Source organism: Ureibacillus terrenus (assembly GCF_006569205.1).
Taxonomy (GTDB): domain Bacteria; phylum Bacillota; class Bacilli; order Bacillales_A; family Planococcaceae; genus Ureibacillus; species Ureibacillus terrenus.
Map to the genome: position 1 here is coordinate 128,728 of NZ_VIGD01000001.1, position 19,402 is coordinate 148,129.

The window sequence follows — 19,402 nt, forward strand, 5'->3', positions numbered from 1 at the left end:
ATAAAGAAGGCTCCGACAAATTTAGTTTTTTACAGTTTCTTTATTCATATTCAATACATCGTTCTCTTCAAGGAATTTCGTATTGAATTTACCTGATTTGAACACTTCGTTATCCATTAATGCCAAGTGGAAAGGAATTGTCGTGTTGATACCAGGTCCTTCCACAACAAATTCGCTTAATGCGCGTTTCATGCGTGCAATCGCTTCTTCACGAGTATCCGCATGCACAATCAATTTTGCCACCATTGAATCATAGTATGGTGGAATTGTGTATCCAGGATAAACCGCAGAGTCAATGCGTACACCAGGTCCGCCAGGTGTAATGTAAGTTTCTACCGTTCCGGCAGAAGGCATGAAGTTTTTATATGCGTTTTCTGCGTTGATGCGGCATTCAATTGCCCATCCATTTAATTTGATATCTTCTTGTTTTATAGTCAATTTTTCGCCGGATGCGATTTTTAATTGCTGTTGAACCAAGTCAATTCCCGTAACCATTTCTGTTACCGGATGTTCTACTTGGATACGTGTATTCATTTCCATGAAGTAGAACTTGTCCTCATTATAATCGTAAATAAATTCGATTGTTCCGGCACCTTCGTATCCGCAAGCTTTTGCCGCTTTTACAGCTGCTTCACCCATCTCGGCGCGTCTTTCCGGAGAAAGGGCTGGAGATGGAGCTTCTTCCACTAGTTTTTGCATGCGGCGTTGTACCGTACAGTCGCGTTCTCCAAGATGGATTACGTTTCCGTATGCGTCCGCCAATACTTGAATTTCGCAGTGACGGAAGAACTCAATGTATTTTTCCAAATATACGCCAGGGTTACCGAATGCGGCTTGAGCTTCTTTTTGTGTAATTTCAATGCCTTTTACGAGCTCTTCTTCATTTCGTGCAACCCGGATCCCTTTACCGCCGCCACCGGCAGTCGCTTTGATGATGACTGGATAGCCGATTTCAGCTGCCCATTTTTTACCTGTTTCAATATCAGGAACAATGCCTGTACCAGGAACGAGCGGCACTCCGGCTTTTTGCATCTCTGCACGGGCAACGTCTTTGATACCCATGATGCGGATGGATTTGGAAGAAGGGCCGATAAATTTAATGCCGGCATTTTCGCATGCTTCAGCAAAATCTGCATTTTCCGCCAAGAATCCATAACCCGGATGGATACCCTCAGCACCTGTTTTTTCGGCAACACTTAAAATTGCCGGAAAACTTAAATAAGAATCTTTAGAAAGTTTTGGACCGATGCAGTACGCTTCATCCGCAAGTTTTACGTGCAAAGCATCGCGATCGGCTTCGGAATAAACTGCAACTGTTTTGATTCCTAATTCCTTGCAAGCTCGAATTACACGAACCGCAATCTCACCGCGGTTAGCAATCAATACTTTTTTTAACATTTAGGCACCCCTTACTCAGCAGGTTTCACTAGGAATAGTGGTTGACCAAATTCAACAAGTTGTTCGTTTTCTACTAGGATTTCAACGATTTCACCTTTTACTTCGGCTTCGATTTCGTTGAATAGTTTCATTGCTTCTACGATACAAACAACTGTATCTGGCTCTACTTTGTCACCTACTTGAACGTATGGAGGTGAATCTGGAGATGGTGCGCGGTAGAATGTTCCTACCATTGGAGATGTAATTTTTACTAAAGTAGGATCATCTAAATTGCTGGATTTTTGAGCAGCCGGTTTGCTTTCTTCAGCTTTGGCTTCTACTTTTGGTTTTTCTTCAGCTTTTGGCTCTTCTTTTGGTTGTTGTACTTGCGGCTGAGCTTGTGCTTGCGGCTGAGCTTGTTGTACAACAGTTTGCACTTTAGGTGCAACCACTTCAGTTACCACGTTATTATGTTTTTTCAATTTAATTTTTTCCCCATCTACTTCATATACAAATTCGTCAATAGAAGATGAGTCAACCAGTTTAATAATCTCTCTTAATTCTTGTACCTTAAACAAAATAGACACCCCTTCTTTTTTTTTCAGTACAATATCCATTTTATATCCTTTCGACAAATTTTGAAACAATATTTTTAATTTTTCTATAAAATAAGCAAAAAACAGTGCTTTCGTTACGTAAACGAAGCACTGTTCGACTTCTGTTATACAACATTACTTCCATATCCGCTATTTTCTATTAATAATAATTTGATTGTACGCTCACTGTGACATCCTGAACATCATCTATTTTCTGGCGGACAAGATAGATAATTTCGTTCGCCTGGGCTTTGGAGAGCTCGTCGGATAACACTGTCACTTGCACTTTGTCATCTTTGACATGCACCAACGCATCAGAATAGCCGAGAGATTCAATCAGCATTTCAAGCATTGCTTCCGCTGATTCTCTCTTAATCAGATTATTCATTTCATTAAAGGCTTTATTTTTTTCCTCCGCGCTTAAATCATCAGAGGCAATTTTTTGGGTCAGTTGCTCTTTCAATTGGCTGCGTTCGTTCGCAATCTCCATTCTCAAATCATCGAATAAATGACTTTCGGATGATACAGTAGGCGTTTTTAATTCTTCATCCACATTTGTTAACGTCGTTTCTTCAAGGGTGCCATCTGTAAAGATTGTCATTAAATCCACATTACGGTTCGGTTCAAAAACATAATAAACGGAAATGACAGCAGCTAAGCTTAACAGCGTCAAAAGCCAAATTGTTCTTCTTTTTACCTTCATTTTTCATCTCCTTTACTTTCCATCGGTACAATCATAATTCTATGAGCAGGCATTTGCATGACTTTGCTTACAGTTTCAAGAAGCTGCATCTGAACCTTGGGATCTTTTGCACCTTCCGAAACGATGAGCAATCCTGATACGGTTGTGTTGTTGCTTGAACGAAAATAGTTGCTTAACTTATCTTCCGCATTTGAAGGGGTTTCGTCGTAATGAAAATAAACCTTTACTTTTCCAACGCCTTCTATTTCACTTAAAGCCTGTTCAAGTCTGCCTTCAGGTGAAAGCGTGTCATATTGCTCGCTGGATGCATTGCCCGTCACTGAAACGTAAGCAATGAATGCGAAAATTGCGATTGGAATAATTAATATGTTTAACTTTGTCCATTTCTTTTCCACCTCACGTTCTCAGCGGCCCCCTTTCCCTAACTTCTCAAAACATTGTATGAATGAAGTACAAGCTCTATGCTTTACAGCTTTAGAAAATCTAACAAAGCCGTGATGACGATTAATAGAGTCGCCAGTTTGACATATACCACGATTTCACTTTCCTCGGCTAAAAGCAGCAGACACTTTCCGATTAATATAACGGCGATTAATTTGATCAAAAGTTTTTTCCCACCCCTAGTTGCAAGATGATCATTAAAATCAGCCAAATGAATACAAAAGCAATCCCCAAAAGAATGGCTGATGCGCATAGGACAAGCAAAGACTTCCCTACATCATCCAAAAAGCCGCTGATGGTTCCTCCGCTGAAGGGTTCGACAATGGCAGCCAGAATTTTAAAAGTCATTGCATGGATCAACAGCTTTCCGGCAGGATAAAAAGCGGCCATCCAAAAGGCGGTCATTGCACTGAAGCCAGCAACGGTCGTGGCTGCCGATTGATATTTTTGGAAGATGGAAAACCCTTCAACAATGAGCGATCCGACAATCGGAATGGTTTGTTCAATCACTTTTTTCACAGGGCTTGCAATCGCTTTATCCACCGTAAAAAAGGCGACACCCGCAAAGGATAAAAAGGCGACCATCAACAAAAGCGATGCCGTGATCAATGTCATGACCGTGCCCCGAATCAGATCCGAAGCTTTTGAAAAAGATATTTCCTGGATGAACCTGGAACAAAAATCAAGAAGCAGCGCAATGACAATCCCCGGTATCAGCACTTTTTGGCATAGCAAGATCAAAAATTCAAAAATTGCCAAAACAATTGGGCTCCAAGCAATGAAAGAAAACACCGCATTTAAAACAACAATGATGGACATGAGGATGGGGGTGATGGATAAAAAGAAGTCGCTTGCAATATTCACAATATCTCCCATTAAACTGAACGCATCCATCACAGTTTGTCCAAGTGTCAACACGAGGACGATGATAAATAACGCGTCTCCCCATTTTTTAAATTGAGGCACAAAGGCTTCCAAAATCAGGAATAGAATGGTGTAAGTGACTACAAGTAGAATGGATCTGCCTGCAATTTTTAATGGATCGGTAAAAATGTTCAATAGTTCATCCATTGTGAAGGCCCCTTATTGAAGCTTCTCTAAAATTGAAGAAAAGCTTGAAAGTACTTTAGCCAATTCGCCCACCCAATAAGTGAGCAGCACAATCCGGACCGAAAACATTACAAATTCCCCCATCGTCTCCTGCTCCTGTTCGACAAATAACATCTTAAAGAACACGCCCATTTGATAAAAAAGAGCAGAATAGACGAGCTGGGAAACATATGGCACCGAATTTACATATGACAGGATTTGTCCAATTAATGGAAGTACAGACTTCGACAAGAGGAAATGCAATAGGATAAAAAAGAAAATGATGGCAATAAGCGAATAGAGTTTTGGAACCGCTTCTTTAATCAGTAGTAAAATCAGTAGTAGAATTACGGCATAAACCAAAATTGTCATATGTCAATTCGTCAACCATTGGAAAAATAGCATAATTTCGCCGAAAAAAAGCCGTAAGAATCTGATCAGTTCTGCAGCCATGTATAAATATGCGATGAAAAATATATAGAACGTAAATTCTTTTTTCCCTACCTGATCAAAAAAGACATGCAACAGTGCTATGATTAGTCCTACTCCTGCCACCCTTAATACATCCTGTAATTCCATTTGACTCCTCCTTGTGAAAGCAATATATGAGCTTGTTCAATCAAATAGACCAAAAGACAATAAAAAAAGTGGACGCGCCATAAGCGTCCACTTTTCCTTCCACTTGTGCGATTTCCTATCAGTTTTTGCGGGAAACGTAAGATCCGTCAGCTGTGTTGATGACTAAGATATCTCCTTCGTTTACGAAGAATGGCACTTGTACGACAAGGCCTGTTTCCAATGTCGCCGGTTTAGAACCGCCTGATGCAGTATCACCTTTGATGCCCGGTTCCGTTTCGACCACTTTCAATTCCACGGTGTTTGGAAGTTCAACACCGAGCATTTCTCCTTGATATGTCATAATGTAGACTTCCATGTTCTCTTTTAAGAATTTCAATTCATATTCAATTTGTTTTGCATCCAATTCGATTTGTTCATATGTTTCCAAATCCATGAAGACATGGGAGTCACCATTTGCGTATAAATATTGCATTTTGCGGTTTTCGATCATCGCTTTTTCCACTTTTTCGCCTGCGCGGAATGTTTTTTCTACAACGTTTCCGTTGCGCAAATTGCGCAATTTGGAACGGACGAAAGCAGAACCTTTACCAGGTTTTACGTGTTGGAAATCCAATACCCGATATAATTCCCCATCTACAATGATTGTTAGTCCTGTACGAAAATCGTTCACTGAAATCATGAATATTCCTCCATCATTATAGAATAATTAGTTCTTTCGCCGAATGAGTCAATCTTTCATTGCCCGCTTCAGTGATGACAATATCGTCTTCAATGCGGACTCCGCCGATTCCCGGCAAATAGACCCCGGGCTCAACCGTAACCACCATGTTAGGCTCGAGCACATGACTGGAACGGAAAGATAAGTTCGGTCCTTCATGGACTTCCAGACCGATTCCGTGGCCTGTGGAATGTCCGAAAGCCTCGCCATAACCCTTTTCCGTTAAATAATCTCTTGCAATTTTGTCCGCTTCGATGCCCGTCATCCCCGGTCCTATTTTTTCAAGGGCCAACATTTGCGCTTCCAGGACCGCATTATACATATCTATCAATTTTTCATTGGGCTGCCCAACGGCGATTGTACGGGTGATGTCGGAAACATATCCGTTATAAACGGCGCCGAAATCGAGCGTGACCAAATCGCCTTTTTCGATGACTTTGTCCGTCGCAACACCGTGAGGCAAAGCGCTTCGTAGACCGCTTGCGACAATGGTATCGAAGGATGAAGACGTTGCACCTTGCTTGCGCATGAAAAATTCAAGCTCATTCGACACTTCAAGTTCTGTAACACCAGGTTTAATAAAATTCAAAATGTGGGAAAATGCGGCATCAGCAATTTCACATGCAACCTTTATAATCTTAATCTCTTCATCGGTCTTAATCAAGCGAATTTTTTCAATTACACCGGATAATGGTACAAGATCCACCTTCAAGAGTTCTTGTAAAGTCTCAAACTCTCCATAGGTTACCGTATCTTTTTCAAAACCCAATGATTGGATTTTCCACTCATCGGCAATTTTCGCTACTTCCTTTAGTATGGAGTTTTCTTGCTGAATAATGCGAAAATCTTTTACTTGTTTTTTCGCCTGCTCCGTATATCGAAAATCCGTAATGAATACCGCATCTTTTTTGGATATCATTGCCGCTCCGCTAGTTCCCGTAAAGCCGGTCATATAACGGCGATTGTACGGATTTGTAATCAGCAAGGCATCCACTTGGCGATCTTCCAGTTCTTTTCTCGCTTTGTCAAGTTTATTCATATACGTTTCCTTCCTTTATCCTTGTAAAAACTTGCGCAATGCCAATTCATACCCGAACGTACCAAGTCCACATATCTGTCCGACACACTCCGGTGCAAGCAGAGATTTATGCCGAAATTCCTCCCTCTTATGTATATTGGATATGTGAACTTCAATGACCGGAACTTTTACACTGGCAATGGCATCTCTCAATGCGATGCTTGTATGAGTATAAGCCCCTGGATTAAAAACGATTCCATCGATGCCCTTATCTTCCGCTTCGTGAATCCAATCGATCAATTGCCCTTCATGATTGGATTGCTTAAATTCAATTTCCGCATCAAATTCCTTTGCCAGAGCAGCGCATCGTTCTTTGACATCCTCCAACGTTTCTGTCCCGTAAATTTCCGGCTCCCTTTTTCCGAGCCGATTTAGATTGGGGCCATTTAACACCAATATCTTCATGATGGATTCTCCTTTAAAAAAGTCGAAGAAATGAACACTTTTATTTTATCACAGTCTCCTTGTACGGCAACCTATTTCGTTCCAATTGAGCTTTATAATGGAAAGAAGCGGTCTCAATGATGAATCTTGCAGCGATGACAACCGTCACGATAAAAGGAATGGATAATTTTTTGAAAGAATAAATTTCAGCCGGCAAATCGTAAATGATCCATTCCGCAACGATGGCAAAAAGCCCTCCAATCACAAGGGAGGTGATAAACGGCGGTACATTTTGGACATATTGCATCAACAAATAAAGAATAAAATTCGCAATAAAAATTAATATAGCCAAAAACAGCCAGCTGATAAACGGATGACTTCCTTCAAATAATTCGTACCTTTTTGAAAAACCGATTGGATTCCATTGAATGAAATGGAACCAAGATAACATTTTTAAGCCGGCGGTGAGGAGAATCGAACCGAATATGCTTGTCACAAACGCCAAATACAGCATGTTGCACACCCCTTTTTTTATACATTTTTGCCAACAGCAAAATTTCATATGCGTTGACGTAGTGCATTTGCTTAAAATTTAGTACAATAAAAAATTAGTAGAAAAATAATCACAGAGAGTGGTGTCAACATTTATGAGCCAAACACCTATATATGGAGGACAGGCAATTCTGGAAGGGGTTATGTTCGGGGGAAAAGAACATACCGTTTCTGCCATTCGAAGAAACGACCAATCGATAGAATATTATTATGCAAAAAAAACAGTGAAGCCATGGATGAACAAGCTGAAAAAAGTACCATTCATCCGCGGAAATATAGCAATCATCGAAGCCGCGGGAATCGGTTCCAAACATTTGCAATTTTCCAGCGAACGTTATGATGTCGCTCCAGGAGAGGAGCAGGAAGGTCAAGAACTGTCAAAGCTTGAAATGATTTTTGGAGTGGCCATTGTCGGCATCCTTTCCTTTTTATTCGGAAAGTTTGTCTTTACGCTGGTTCCGGTATTTCTTGCCGAGCTCTTTTCTCCATGGATTTCCGGAAAATATCCCCAAATCTTTTTGGAAACGGGGATCAAACTCATCCTGCTCCTTACCTATTTATATCTTATTTCCCTGACTCCTATTATTCGGAGGGTGTTTCAATATCATGGGGCAGAACATAAAGTGATAAATTGTTATGAACAAGGTCTAGAATTAACCGTCGAAAATGTCCAAAAGCAGTCAAGATTGCATTACCGTTGCGGTTCCAGCTTCATCCTGTTTACGGTCATCATCGGAATGTTCATTTATCTGCTTTTCCCTGTAGAACCGCTATGGTTCCGAGTATTGATCCGCATCCTGCTGATTCCCGTTGTATTGGGCGTTTCTTATGAAGTTTTGCAATTCACGAATTCATTGAGGGATGTGCCGGTACTGCGGTTCATGGGTTATCCCGGTTTATGGCTGCAATTATTAACAACGAAAGAACCGGATGACCAAATGGTGGAAGTGTCCATCGCTTCCTTCAAAAAACTGCATGAAATCGAAAAAAATCCGGAAATCGCATTGCGTCTTCATCATGATTGACAAAAAGGCTTAGAAGCTGAAATTCCTCCGCTTCTAAGCCTTTTCATTAAGCCAAAATATCCGATTTTAGATAAATGAATAATCATAGAAGTTTTCCGGGGTTCAAAATGCCTTTCGGGTCGAGCGCCTGTTTGATGGCGCGCATCACTTGCAAGGCATTTTTATGTTCCATTTCCTGGTATATTTTTTTGCCGACTCCAACACCATGCTCTCCTGTACATGTACCGCCCCGCTTGATGGCATCCGTTACAATCAATTCATTGAAGCGCTTCGCCCGGTCCACTTCATCTTCATTTGACAGATCGATCATAATGCATGCATGATAGTTGCCATCGCCCACATGTCCCAATAGACCGCCATGAATTTTCAGCTCTTTTAATAGAGAACGGGCGTAATCGATGCTGTTTGCGAGCTCACTGATCGGCACACAAACGTCCGTCGTCATCAGCTTGCGTCCAGGAAAGGCATGTTTGTATGCATAAGCCAAATGATGCCGCGCATGCCAAAGGGTATTGCGTGCAGCCGTATCTTTTTCGAATTGAATATCTTCGCAATCAAAATCTTTTAACACTTCCGTGGCAAACTCTATGTCGCTTTGCAGTCCCGCTTCATTTCCTTGGAACTCTAAAAATAACGTAGGAGCCTCTGCATAATCGGTTTCGCTGTATTTATTCACGACATGAATGGATTCCGCATCGACAAACTCGACCCGTCCAATCGGTATCCCTGCCTGTTTTAGTGCTGTCACCGCCCGGACCGCGTCATGTGTGGATTTGAACACTGCCCGTCCAGACACTTCGAACTCAGGGATGCCGTATACTTTTAACGTAAGTTCCGTAATGCATCCCAAAGTGCCTTCCGATCCCACAAACAAACCATTTAAATGCAGGCCGGACGAGGATTTTCTCGCTTTGCTTCCTGTATGGATGATGTCTCCGTTTGCCAACACCACTTCCAAATCCAGCACCTGGTCCCGCATGACCCCATATTTTACGGCCGTTGTCCCGCTGGCATTCGTTGCCGCCATTCCGCCCAACGTTGCATCCGCACCGGGATCTACGGAGAAAAACAGGCCATACTTTTTCAATTCTTTATTTAGCTGCAAACGCCGAACCCCCGGCTGCACCCGGACAATGAAGCTCTCCGGATCGATTTCAAGAATTTTGTTCATTTCGTTGAAATCAATGGAAATGCCGCCTTCATATGGAATCACATGTCCTTCCAAACTCGAACCCGCCCCAAACGGGGTTACAGGCACTTCGTATTCATTGGCAATTTTCAAAATCTTGCTCACTTCTTCCGCCGTATGAGGAAATACCACGATATCCGGCAAAGCAGGTGCATGATAGGACTCATCTTGACCATGGAGCTGCCGAACCGTTTCATTGGTCGTCACTTGTTCTTTCGATAAAAACTCGAGCAATCGCCGTTCGATTTCTTTATAATTTTTCATTATTATTTCCTCCCTTGTAAACTAGTTTTAACATAAAAAATCTTTTATTGGAAAGAAAATCAAATGAAAATTCTTTAAACTTCCTTAAAACAAACGCCTCCCGCATCGCATCTCGGGAGGGTGCCTGTGTGTTGTCATAACATTTCAATAGAACCGGCCGGTAGCCCAATAATAGGTTTTTTGTACAAAAATCCCCCTTTAGACAATCTAAAGGGGGATTATAATTTATTTTTTTAATTCTTTATGCTATTACAATCCGCATTTCAATTGGGCGCCGCAAACCGTGCAAGTGTTGCATCCGCCGATTTCTTCCACCGTACCTTGGCGGCAGACAGGACATGTATCGCCCACTTCCGAACCGATATTCACATTGGTTTGTTGAAGCGGTGCAATCGTTTCTACCAGAACGACCGGTTTTTCCACCTTTTCTTCTTCCAGCTCTTCAAAGGATAATTGTTCTTCATGGGTCATTTCAGCTTTTAATGTCAATACTTGCGAATCGCGGCTGCCATCAACATAAACCGTTCCGCCTTTCGCTCCGCCTTTATACAGGCGTTCATACACTTTTTGTACCTGTTCTACCGTATATCCTTTTGGAGCGTTTACGGTTTTCGAAATGGACGAATCTACCCAGCGTTGGATGATGCATTGTACATCCGCGTGGGCTTCCGGCGTTAAATCCATCGCCGTTACAAACCAAGAAGGCAGATTGTTTTCATCCGCTTCCGGATGTTCTCTCAAATATTCTTGAACAATATCCGCTTTCACTTCAATGAATTTTCCTAAGCGGCCGGAACGATAATATGTGAAGGAGAAGTATGGTTCCAATCCTGTAGAAACTCCCACCATTGTACCCGTTGATCCGGTTGGCGCAACAGTAAGCAAATGGGAATTCCGTATTCCGTATTTCAATACCCCTTGACGAATATGTTCAGGCATACGTTTCATGTAGCCCGTATTAATGAAGGCTTCGCGCAAACGTTTTGTTTCTTCTTCCGTCTCTCCTACCAAGAATGGGAAGCTGCCACGTTCTTTTGCCAGTTCAATGGAAGTTTCATAAGCGGTTGTTGCAATCGTTTCGAACACTTTATCCACAAGTTCATTTCCTTCTTTTGAACCATATTCTTTTTCACAGTAAATCAATAAATCAGCCAATCCCATTACTCCAAGGCCGATGCGACGCTCTCCAAGGGCCTGCTTTCGGTTTTCTTCAAGGAAATACGGTGTTGCATCAATGACATTGTCTTGCATGCGGACGCCTATACGGACTGTTTCCTTTAATGCCTCGAAATCCACCGTCTTTTTATCTTTTAAAGCAAAATTTGCCAGATTGATGGCCGCCAAGTTACATACGGAATATGGCGCTAGAGGCTGTTCACCGCATGGATTTGTTGCAACGACTTTTTGGCCATAAGCCCGGGCATTTGTCATTTCGTTTGCATTGTCAATGAAGAAAATTCCAGGCTCAGCTGCGTAAGTCGCACAAATGTTGATGAGTTTCCAAAGCTCCCTCGCGCGGATTTTCCGGTAAGTGCGAACCCGGTAGCCGAGAGCTTCCCACTCTCTCACATCGCCGATTTTGTGCCATTTTTCATTGTAAATGGCCATTTCTTCCGGAGTATAAGTTTCCACATCCGGAAAACGAAGCGGATATTCTTCATCTTTTTCCACCGCTTCCATAAATTCATTTGTAATCGTAACCGAGATGTTCGCTCCTGTTAAGAAATCCGGATTGTGCACGCTGTATGTTCCGCCATCGCGCAATTTCGCTTCCGCTTCTTTGATGACCGCCTCGCTGAATCCGCCTAAACCAGGAATGTTTTTATAATTGACGATTCCTTGGTACATTGCTTCTTCAAGAGGAGTTAAAGGAGTAAATTTCAATTTTTCTTTTGCATGACGAATGATGGATTCATCTTCCATATTTTCAATCAAATAACGCAAAATGCGCGGGTTCTGCATCTTGGAAATGATGAATTCCACAATATCCGGATGCCAATCGGCGAGCATGATCATTTGGGCACCGCGTCTCGATCCTCCCTGTTCCACAAGATGGGTCAATTTCGCAATATCATCAAGCCACGATACAGAACCGCTGGATCTTCCATTGACCCCTCTTGCAAGCGTGTTGCGCGGTCTTAACGTGGAACCGTTCGTACCAACCCCGCCGCCCCGGCTCATGATTTCCATTACTTTTTTGCGGTGTTCGCTGATTCCTTCACGGCTGTCAGGAACGAAAGGCATCACATAGCAGTTAAAATATGTCACTTGTTTTCCGGATCCTGCTCCGTAAAGAACTCGTCCAGCTGGCACAAATTTTAAAGAAGCCAATTGTTCATAAAACTTTTGGAACCATTCTTTGCGCTTCTCTTCCGTTTTCTCGACAGCGGCCAAACCGGTCGCGTTCCGTTTTGCGATTTGTTCATAAAAAATTTCAAGCGGTTTTTCAACCACGTCAAGGGATTTTACAATGATGCCCGTCTCTTGTTCTTCCGGATCATCGAGCACATTTCGGTACTCTTCTTCAATCAATATTTCCGCTTTATTTTCTTCCCAGTTGATTGATTGGATATATCCTAAACCACGGGCTGGGAATTTCGGGTCTTCTTTGATTGTTAATACAACAAAATCGCTGGGTTTTAACGTTTTCTTTTCCGTATCTTTAAATGAATACCGGTCAATCATGACCAGTCTCGAAACACCTTTATGCGTTATATGCATATCCGGTGTAATCGGATGTACTTGCGGAAATTCCTCAATATCTTTGTTTAATTGATCGATGAGGGTGGTCGAATACGTTTTCTCTACCACTACCATCTGCCAGCCTCCCTTTGCCCATATATCATTATTCTAGTATTTACCCATTATTTATCGTTCGAAACACAATATATTGTACCTACTGATTTATAGATACACAATATATTGTTGTTTTACTTAGAAAAGATTACCTCATAAACTAAAAGGATTCAAGGGGTTGACTTTTTTTAAAATCTATGAAACATAGAAAATTCTAGCTTTGCAGCTAAATATTAAATTTTAATCACAATTTTAGTAATCGATTTTTTATCTTTATCTTCTAAAATTCCACTCATCATTTGCATATTTTTCTTCTTCTAAACGTTTTACCAGCCGCTCTTGTTCTTCTGTCAATTCATATGGCACCAACTCAATTTGAAGGGCTTCCTCGAAACCTTTTTTGAAGGCTTCAATACATTCTTCAATGGTAATCCGCCGGTCTGTCAAACGGTTAATGGCAACAGCCCGTTCAGGCAGCTGCTCCCGCATTTTTTGTTTCGCTTCCTCCGAAGGGAATTTGAATAAAGATAACAGCTTGTCCTCATCAAGATCCAAAAGGATTGCCCCGTGCTGCAACACAACTCCCTTTTGGCGCGTTTGCGCACTTCCGGCCACTTTTTTCCCTTCTACAACAAGCTCATACCAGCTTGGGGCATCAAAGCAAACCGCACTTTTCGGCTTTTTCAATATTTCCTGTTTTTCTTCCGTATCCGGAACACTGAAATACGCATCCAATCCTAAATGATGGAATCCTTTCAATAAACCCTCGCTTAAAAAGCGATAAGCTTCGGTCACCGATTCCGGCAAATTTGGATATTGTTCCGTCACGATAATGCTGTATGTCAATTCGCTATCATGCAATACGGCCCTGCCGCCAGTCGGTCTCCGGACAAATCCGATATTTTGCGCTTTCAAAGCTTGAAAATCGATATCCCGATGGGCTCTTTGGAAATACCCGATGGAAAGAGTCGGTGGATTCCATTGATAGAACCGAATCACCGGAGGGATTTCCCCTTTGCTGTGGAATTCAAGCAACGCTTCGTCCAATGCCATATTATAGGAGGGGCTGCATGGCCCTGAATTGATAAAATACCATTTCGTTTTCATTCCAATCCCACCTCACAACTTACTCATTGTATCAAACTGAATGAACGAATGCTACTTTCTTATTTTTCTTCATAAATCCTAAATAAAAAAGCGGGATACAACCAATTTATTGGATGTTATTAGGAATACAAGGACATACAAAAGCCCGGGCAAAAGGAAGCGCAGTTTGGCAAATGATTTAAGCGCGCACTGGTTGGGAAAGCGACAAAATGTTGCGTCTTTTTTCATGAATTTCGCCGAATCGGCATTCCGGCAACAATCTTCGCAAAATGTTACATAAAACGCCCTTTTATGTTTTTACGTCTCTCATAAGCCTTGCGATTTATAACCCCCGTGCAAAAATAAAAAAATGCAGTACAAAATTTTCTTCTTATTAGATATTTTCTATTTTAAGATTGAGTTGAATTCCGAGAAAAACATTTATGCATAAAACTTAAGAAAATATTCCATGCTTTTCATCCGAACATCTTCTGTTTCTCTGTCATTTTATCGACAAAAAAATGAAACTTTCTATCCTATTCACAATTTTTTCAAATATACAACATTCCGGACGGAACACCTATATAATTTATTATAGAACATACGTTCTTAATTATTCAAATAAAACACCATCTAATTGAAAATAAAGTTGAAAAATTAAAAAACGATGATCCCTTGACCCCGAAGAAATTCCTAGCATTATGCAAGTTTCTTATTTATAATGTTCTATGTAAATAGAAAGGAGATATTTTGAAGTGGCGACAGTATTATATACGATTGCAATCATTCTAGGCCTTATCATTATCTACGTAATCATCAGTTCCTTCCGATTGAAAAAAGCTGTCACAAATTTAACCCAAGAAGAATTCATTAAAGGCTACCGGAAAGCTCAGTTGATCGATGTGCGAGAAGCGAAGGAATTTGAATCCGGTCATATTTTGGGGGCGCGCAATATTCCTTTTTCCCAATTGCGTTACCGCTATAAAGAAATCCGTCCGGATCTTCCGGTATATTTATATTGCCAAAATATGACAAGAAGTTCCCGCGCAGCCCTTTTTTTGAAGAAAAAAGGCTACAACCAAATTTATCAGCTGCAGGGCGGATTTAAAACTTGGACAGGAAAAATTAAAACAAAAAATTAATTTTCATGTTTAGCCCGCTGATAATAAAAAGCCATTTCATTTTCAAAAACAAAAATATCCATGAGCTTGGCTCATGGATATTTTTATTTTTATTGTTTTTGGTAGCGCAAAACCGGACGTCTTGCAGCGAGCGTTTCATCCAAACGGCTTACCACCGTTGTATGAGGCGCTTCTTGTACAATGGAAGGATTTTCTTCCGCTTCTTTCGCGATTTGGATTAGCGCATCACAGAAAGCGTCCAAAGTCTCCTTCGATTCTGTTTCCGTCGGCTCGATCATCATGCCCTCTTCCACAATTAACGGGAAGTAAATAGTCGGTGGATGGTAGCCGAAGTCAAGAAGCCGTTTTGCAATATCCAATGTACGGACGCCCAGTTTTTTCTGACGGCGGCCGGACAAGACAAACTCATGTTTGCAATGGCGGTCATAAGGCAAATCATAATATGGCGCCAGCCTTCTCATCATGTAATTGGCATTTAATACCGCATATTCCGTCACAAGTTTTAAGCCCTCAGGACCCATGGATCGAATGTATGCATAAGCACGCACATTGATGCCAAAGTTCCCATAGAACGGTTTTACGCGGCCGATGGATTGCGGACGGTCGTAGTCAAAATGGAAAGTGCCGTCCTCTTTTTTCACAAGTACCGGTTTCGGCAGGAATGGAATCAGGTCTTTTTTTACGCCGACAGGACCGGAGCCTGGACCTCCTCCGCCGTGCGGACCGGTAAAGGTTTTGTGCAGATTTAAGTGTACGCAGTCAAATCCCATGTCTCCAGGACGCGCTTTGGACATCACCGCATTTAAGTTGGCACCGTCATAATATACTTTGCCGCCTACACTATGGACGATTTCGGCGATTTCGACAATATGTTCTTCAAATAAACCTAGGGTATTTGGGTTTGTAAGCATCAGTGCCGCTGTATCATTTCCAACGACCCGGCGCAAATCTTCCAAATCGACCAAACCGTTTTCGTCCGATTTCACTGTTACGATCTCAAATCCTGCAACAGCCGCACTGGCCGGGTTTGTTCCGTGGGCAGAATCCGGAACGATGACTTTATTCCGATGCCCTTCCCCGTTAGCTTCATGATATGCCCGGATCATCATGAGCGCCGTCCATTCACCGTGGGCGCCGGCAGCAGGCTGGAGCGTCACCTCATCCATGCCCGTAATTTCTTTTAAGGCCGTTTGAAGTTCATACATCAATTCCATTGCACCTTGCACCGTCGATTCATCCTGCAATGGATGGATGTTGGCGAATCCGGAGAAGCGTGCAACTTCTTCGTTAATTTTCGGATTATATTTCATCGTACAAGAGCCCAACGGATAAAATCCGGAATCCACCCCGTGATTGCGGCGGGACAAGGCAGTGTAGTGGCGCATAATATCCAATTCCGAAACTTCCGGCAATTCCGCAGGTTCTTTCCGCAAATATTCTTCCGGAATCAATTCCGATAATTCGACCTCCGGCACATCCAATTCCGGCAAGCTGTAGCCGATGCGGCCCTCTTTCGACAATTCAAAAATGAGCGGTTGATTTCCGTTATGCATTGTAAGCCCCCATTTCTTGCACAAGTTGGTCAATTTCTTCTTTTGTACGCAATTCCGTTACGGCAATCAATACATGGTTTTCAAGCTGCGGATAATCCCGGCCCAAATCGTAGCCGCCGATAATGCCTTTTTCCAGCAGTTTTTGATTGATTTCGCTGACCGGCTTGTTGACTTTCACAACAATCTCGTTAAAGTGGGCGCCCTGGAATGGCACCGTAAAACCGGCTTTCTCAAAAGCGTTTTTGGCATAGCGGGTTTTGATGATATTTTGCTTTGCCATTTCCTGGATACCGCGTTTGCCCAAGGCGGTCATGGCGACAGAAGCGGCCAGGGCAAGCAGAGCCTGATTGGAGCAGATGTTGGAAGTCGCTTTTTCGCGGCGAATATGCTGTTCGCGGGCTTGCAATGTCAACACGAATCCGCGCCGTCCATCCTGGTCCACCGTTTGGCCGACAAGGCGTCCAGGCACCTTGCGCATTAATTTGGAAGTTGTGGCGAAATATCCGCAGTGAGGTCCTCCAAAGCTTTCCGGAATGCCGAATGGCTGGACATCTCCAACCGTGATGTCCGCGCCAAGTTTTCCAGGTGGCGTTAAAATGCCAAGCGCCAACGGATTCGCCGAAACGATGAACAATCCTTTCGCCTCATGGGCCAATTCGCCGATTTTTTTAATATCCTCAATTTGTCCAAAGAAGTTCGGATATTGGACCATGACTGCAGCGGTTTGTTCATCAATCAGCCCTTGTAACGCTTCAATATCGGTTACTCCGTCTTTTATTGGAATATCCACGACTTCGATGGATTGGCCATAAGCGTAGGTTTTTACGACTTCACGGTATTCCGGATGAATGGCTTCGGATATAAGCAGTTTCTTGCGTCTAGTTGAACCTGCCGCAAGCATCCCCGCTTCTGCAAGAGCCGTACCGCCGTCATACATGGATGAGTTTGCCAAATCCAATCCTGTCAATTCCGCAATCATTGTTTGGAACTCGAAAATGGCCTGCAATTCGCCCTGGGAAATTTCCGGCTGATAAGGAGTATATGCCGTATAAAATTCTGAACGGGAAATGACGTGATCCACGATTGCAGGTTTATAGTGGTTGTAAACTCCTGCACCAAGAAACGAAACGGCTTTTTCTGTATTTGTATTTTTATCAGCAAGTTCTTGCAATTCTTTCAATAATTCGGACTCGGAAACGGCCTCTTTAATGTTGTATAGCCCTTTAAAGCGGACCTTCTCCGGTATATCCGCAAATAAATCGTCAATGCTTTCCACTCCGATTGTTTCGAGCATTTCTTTTTTGTCCTGTTCCGTCATTGGAAGATATCGATGCTTCATTGTTTGACCTCCATGTATTATTTTTCCCGTTTATAAAAAGGTTTCGGCACCACTTGGGCTTTTACCTTCTTCTTCCGGATTTCCACATCCACTTCAGTTCCAAGATCCGTATATTGGATGTCCAATAATGCCAAACCCAGATTCCGTTTTGTAGAAGGAACTTGGGTTCCTGTAGTAACAACGCCAATTTCCTGGTCGCCTTTAAAAACTTTATAGCCGTGGCGGGGAATTCCCTTGTCGATCATCTCAATGCCGACAAGCTTTCTTTGAAGCCCTTCTTCTTTCTGTTTTATGAGGGCCTCTTTTCCGATAAAATCCGATTCTTTTTGAAGCTTTACCGCAAAGCCGAGACCCGCTTCCAATGGAGTAATCGATTCGGACAATTCTTGTCCATAAAGCGGCAGGCAGGCTTCGAAGCGCAGCGTATCCCGTGCCCCCAGGCCGCATGGAATGAGGCCGTCTCCTTTTCCTGCCTCCAAAATTTTATTCCACAAGGAAACGATGGCATCAGGCTCTCCATACAATTCGAAACCGTCTTCTCCGGTATATCCGCTCCGGGAAAGTAAAACCGGATAGCCCCCAATCTCCACGGACGCTTTAAAATGGAAAGGTTTGATTTCTGATAAATTTTCCTCTGTCAATGATTGCAATATTTTTTCGGATAGGGGTCCTTGAAGAGCGATCATGGCATATTGATCTGATTGATTGGTGATGGCGACATCACCTTCAGCATGTTTTTTCAGCCATTCGACATCCTTTTCAATATTGGCGGCATTCACCACAAGCAAATACCGGCTGTTGCCGAGATTATAAACGATTAAATCGTCAACCACACCACCATTTTCATAGCACATCAGATTATATTGTGCGCCACCGTCCGGGATTTTTGAAATATCATTGGTCAATAATTTCTGAAGATATTTCTGGGCATTCTCCCCTTCCACCAAAATCTCCCCCATGTGGGATACGTCAAAAAGTCCGGCCCGTTTTCTGACCGCTTCATGTTCTTCTTTGATGGATGAAAATTGAACCGGCAATTCCCACCCGCCAAAATCGATGGTTTTTGCCCCGTATTTCGCATACTCTCCAAATAATGGTGTCCTCTTTAATTCTCCCATCGTTAAACCTCCCTTGAGTGATTAAGCAATAATAGGTAAAAAGGACAGAAAATCCCCCCTGTTCAGGGAATTCTCTGTCCTTGCACCTGAAAGTTACACCAGCTAAGCAAAATAGCCGGCTTTCCCCTTGGGTGGCTGAAAATCAGCGCTCTCCAGAGTTGCGTCCCGTACGAGTCTTTTTGCCTGAGAGATTCATAGCTCTCCGCTACTTGCTCCTTCGGCGACGTATAACACGTTCTCTCCCCGCACAATCATCCGCACATTATGAAATTTTTCCAAAATACACATCTTTGCCAATATCCTAACATTGAACGTATTGAATGGCAACCTTTTTTTAAAAAAGTGATAAAAAAGCGAACGTTTTATTAAAAAA

The 19,402-nt window shown here is 42.5% G+C and carries 20 protein-coding genes and 2 riboswitches; of the genes, 2 read left to right on the plus strand and 18 right to left on the minus strand.

Annotated elements, in window-relative coordinates; genetic code table 11:
* Window positions 1–21 precede the first annotated feature (21 nt).
* The 12 genes from accC to FKZ59_RS00700 all read right to left on the minus strand — a co-directional run bounded on the left by accC (window position 22) and on the right by FKZ59_RS00700 (window position 7,479).
* Window positions 22–1,398, minus strand: coding sequence for an acetyl-CoA carboxylase biotin carboxylase subunit (gene accC, locus FKZ59_RS00650; protein WP_141600802.1), 1,377 nt, complete (start codon window positions 1,396–1,398; stop codon window positions 22–24).
* 11 nt (window positions 1,399–1,409) lie between these two features.
* Window positions 1,410–1,955 carry an acetyl-CoA carboxylase biotin carboxyl carrier protein gene (gene accB / locus FKZ59_RS00655; RefSeq protein ID WP_141601062.1) on the minus strand — a complete coding sequence of 182 codons (546 nt, stop codon included), beginning with the start codon at window positions 1,953–1,955 and terminating at the stop codon, window positions 1,410–1,412.
* Between the two features lie 178 nt (window positions 1,956–2,133).
* Entirely contained in the window at window positions 2,134–2,676 is a 543-nt protein-coding gene (locus FKZ59_RS00660) for a SpoIIIAH-like family protein (RefSeq protein ID WP_141600803.1), read from the minus strand.
* The gene (locus tag FKZ59_RS00665; RefSeq protein WP_141600804.1) at window positions 2,673–3,071 is read right to left on the minus strand and encodes a hypothetical protein; all 399 of its coding nucleotides are present in this window, start codon (window positions 3,069–3,071) and stop codon (window positions 2,673–2,675) included. The genes FKZ59_RS00660 and FKZ59_RS00665 overlap by 4 nt, the downstream gene beginning before the upstream one ends.
* 71 nt (window positions 3,072–3,142) lie before the next feature.
* Entirely contained in the window at window positions 3,143–3,280 is a 138-nt protein-coding gene (locus tag FKZ59_RS14580) for a hypothetical protein (protein WP_181733117.1), read from the minus strand.
* Window positions 3,277–4,188 (minus strand): stage III sporulation protein AE, encoded by a 912-nt coding sequence (locus tag FKZ59_RS00670; RefSeq protein WP_141600805.1) that lies wholly within the window; start codon window positions 4,186–4,188, stop codon window positions 3,277–3,279. The genes FKZ59_RS14580 and FKZ59_RS00670 overlap by 4 nt, the downstream gene beginning before the upstream one ends.
* Before the next feature lie 12 nt (window positions 4,189–4,200).
* Window positions 4,201–4,578, minus strand: coding sequence for a hypothetical protein (locus FKZ59_RS00675; RefSeq protein ID WP_141600806.1), 378 nt, complete (start codon window positions 4,576–4,578; stop codon window positions 4,201–4,203).
* 3 nt (window positions 4,579–4,581) lie between these two features.
* A complete protein-coding gene (locus tag FKZ59_RS00680; protein ID WP_016837737.1) occupies window positions 4,582–4,785 on the minus strand; it encodes a hypothetical protein in 204 nt (67 codons plus the stop codon).
* A gap of 118 nt (window positions 4,786–4,903) precedes the next feature.
* Window positions 4,904–5,464, minus strand: coding sequence for an elongation factor P (gene efp, locus FKZ59_RS00685; RefSeq protein WP_141600807.1), 561 nt, complete (start codon window positions 5,462–5,464; stop codon window positions 4,904–4,906).
* Window positions 5,465–5,480: 16 nt separating this feature from the next.
* Window positions 5,481–6,542, minus strand: coding sequence for a M24 family metallopeptidase (locus tag FKZ59_RS00690; RefSeq protein WP_141600808.1), 1,062 nt, complete (start codon window positions 6,540–6,542; stop codon window positions 5,481–5,483).
* Window positions 6,543–6,557: 15 nt separating this feature from the next.
* Window positions 6,558–6,986 (minus strand): type II 3-dehydroquinate dehydratase, encoded by a 429-nt coding sequence (gene aroQ, locus FKZ59_RS00695; RefSeq protein ID WP_141600809.1) that lies wholly within the window; start codon window positions 6,984–6,986, stop codon window positions 6,558–6,560.
* A 40-nt stretch (window positions 6,987–7,026) separates the two neighbouring features.
* The gene (locus tag FKZ59_RS00700) at window positions 7,027–7,479 is read right to left on the minus strand and encodes a hypothetical protein (RefSeq protein WP_141600810.1); all 453 of its coding nucleotides are present in this window, start codon (window positions 7,477–7,479) and stop codon (window positions 7,027–7,029) included.
* A 133-nt stretch (window positions 7,480–7,612) separates the two neighbouring features.
* Here FKZ59_RS00700 and FKZ59_RS00705 point away from each other — a divergent pair, with 133 nt between their 5' ends.
* Window positions 7,613–8,542, plus strand: a complete 930-nt coding sequence (locus FKZ59_RS00705; RefSeq protein ID WP_141600811.1) for a DUF1385 domain-containing protein — start codon at window positions 7,613–7,615, stop codon at window positions 8,540–8,542.
* Window positions 8,543–8,624: 82 nt separating this feature from the next.
* On the opposite strand, the gene FKZ59_RS00710 is transcribed toward FKZ59_RS00705, so the two are convergent.
* The 3 genes from FKZ59_RS00710 to FKZ59_RS00720 form a co-directional block, all read right to left on the minus strand.
* Window positions 8,625–9,995: an FAD-binding oxidoreductase gene (locus FKZ59_RS00710; protein ID WP_141600812.1), complete on the minus strand. Its 1,371-nt coding sequence runs from the start codon at window positions 9,993–9,995 to the stop codon at window positions 8,625–8,627.
* A 249-nt stretch (window positions 9,996–10,244) separates the two neighbouring features.
* Window positions 10,245–12,812, minus strand: a complete 2,568-nt coding sequence (locus tag FKZ59_RS00715; RefSeq protein ID WP_141600813.1) for a vitamin B12-dependent ribonucleotide reductase — start codon at window positions 12,810–12,812, stop codon at window positions 10,245–10,247.
* Window positions 12,813–13,064: 252 nt separating this feature from the next.
* Window positions 13,065–13,898, minus strand: coding sequence for a lipoate--protein ligase family protein (locus FKZ59_RS00720; RefSeq protein WP_141600814.1), 834 nt, complete (start codon window positions 13,896–13,898; stop codon window positions 13,065–13,067).
* Window positions 13,899–14,632: 734 nt separating this feature from the next.
* Here FKZ59_RS00720 and FKZ59_RS00725 point away from each other — a divergent pair.
* Window positions 14,633–15,019 carry a rhodanese-like domain-containing protein gene (locus tag FKZ59_RS00725; RefSeq protein ID WP_141600815.1) on the plus strand — a complete coding sequence of 129 codons (387 nt, stop codon included), beginning with the start codon at window positions 14,633–14,635 and terminating at the stop codon, window positions 15,017–15,019.
* A gap of 89 nt (window positions 15,020–15,108) precedes the next feature.
* Here FKZ59_RS00725 and gcvPB read toward each other — a convergent pair whose 3' ends face one another.
* The 3 genes from gcvPB to gcvT are packed head-to-tail and all read right to left on the minus strand — an operon-like array spanning window position 15,109 to window position 19,029.
* Entirely contained in the window at window positions 15,109–16,572 is a 1,464-nt protein-coding gene (gcvPB, locus tag FKZ59_RS00730; RefSeq protein ID WP_141600816.1) for an aminomethyl-transferring glycine dehydrogenase subunit GcvPB, read from the minus strand.
* Window positions 16,565–17,911, minus strand: coding sequence for an aminomethyl-transferring glycine dehydrogenase subunit GcvPA (gene gcvPA / locus FKZ59_RS00735; protein WP_141600817.1), 1,347 nt, complete (start codon window positions 17,909–17,911; stop codon window positions 16,565–16,567). Before gcvPA ends, gcvPB begins: the two co-directional genes overlap by 8 nt.
* Window positions 17,912–17,928: 17 nt before the next feature.
* Entirely contained in the window at window positions 17,929–19,029 is a 1,101-nt protein-coding gene (gene gcvT / locus FKZ59_RS00740) for a glycine cleavage system aminomethyltransferase GcvT (RefSeq protein WP_141600818.1), read from the minus strand.
* Between the two features lie 72 nt (window positions 19,030–19,101).
* A riboswitch (glycine riboswitch) is annotated at window positions 19,102–19,187 on the minus strand.
* Between the two features lie 3 nt (window positions 19,188–19,190).
* Window positions 19,191–19,284: riboswitch (glycine riboswitch) on the minus strand.
* Window positions 19,285–19,402: the final 118 nt, after the last annotated feature.

What these genes read in the sequence shown, in the direction of transcription:
- accC (WP_141600802.1), bottom strand. Translation starts at nt 1,398, where the DNA reads ATGTTAAAAAAAGTATTGATTGCTAACCGCGGTGAGATTGCGGTTCGT.
- FKZ59_RS00660 (WP_141600803.1), bottom strand. Translation starts at nt 2,676, where the DNA reads ATGAAGGTAAAAAGAAGAACAATTTGGCTTTTGACGCTGTTAAGCTTA.
- FKZ59_RS00670 (WP_141600805.1), bottom strand. Translation starts at nt 4,188, where the DNA reads ATGGATGAACTATTGAACATTTTTACCGATCCATTAAAAATTGCAGGC.
- FKZ59_RS00675 (WP_141600806.1), bottom strand. Translation starts at nt 4,578, where the DNA reads ATGACAATTTTGGTTTATGCCGTAATTCTACTACTGATTTTACTACTG.
- FKZ59_RS00680 (WP_016837737.1), bottom strand. Translation starts at nt 4,785, where the DNA reads ATGGAATTACAGGATGTATTAAGGGTGGCAGGAGTAGGACTAATCATA.
- efp (WP_141600807.1), bottom strand. Translation starts at nt 5,464, where the DNA reads ATGATTTCAGTGAACGATTTTCGTACAGGACTAACAATCATTGTAGAT.
- FKZ59_RS00690 (WP_141600808.1), bottom strand. Translation starts at nt 6,542, where the DNA reads ATGAATAAACTTGACAAAGCGAGAAAAGAACTGGAAGATCGCCAAGTG.
- aroQ (WP_141600809.1), bottom strand. Translation starts at nt 6,986, where the DNA reads ATGAAGATATTGGTGTTAAATGGCCCCAATCTAAATCGGCTCGGAAAA.
- FKZ59_RS00700 (WP_141600810.1), bottom strand. Translation starts at nt 7,479, where the DNA reads ATGCTGTATTTGGCGTTTGTGACAAGCATATTCGGTTCGATTCTCCTC.
- FKZ59_RS00705 (WP_141600811.1), top strand. Translation starts at nt 7,613, where the DNA reads ATGAGCCAAACACCTATATATGGAGGACAGGCAATTCTGGAAGGGGTT.
- FKZ59_RS00710 (WP_141600812.1), bottom strand. Translation starts at nt 9,995, where the DNA reads ATGAAAAATTATAAAGAAATCGAACGGCGATTGCTCGAGTTTTTATCG.
- FKZ59_RS00715 (WP_141600813.1), bottom strand. Translation starts at nt 12,812, where the DNA reads ATGGTAGTGGTAGAGAAAACGTATTCGACCACCCTCATCGATCAATTA.
- FKZ59_RS00720 (WP_141600814.1), bottom strand. Translation starts at nt 13,898, where the DNA reads ATGAAAACGAAATGGTATTTTATCAATTCAGGGCCATGCAGCCCCTCC.
- gcvPB (WP_141600816.1), bottom strand. Translation starts at nt 16,572, where the DNA reads ATGCATAACGGAAATCAACCGCTCATTTTTGAATTGTCGAAAGAGGGC.
- gcvPA (WP_141600817.1), bottom strand. Translation starts at nt 17,911, where the DNA reads ATGAAGCATCGATATCTTCCAATGACGGAACAGGACAAAAAAGAAATG.
- gcvT (WP_141600818.1), bottom strand. Translation starts at nt 19,029, where the DNA reads ATGGGAGAATTAAAGAGGACACCATTATTTGGAGAGTATGCGAAATAC.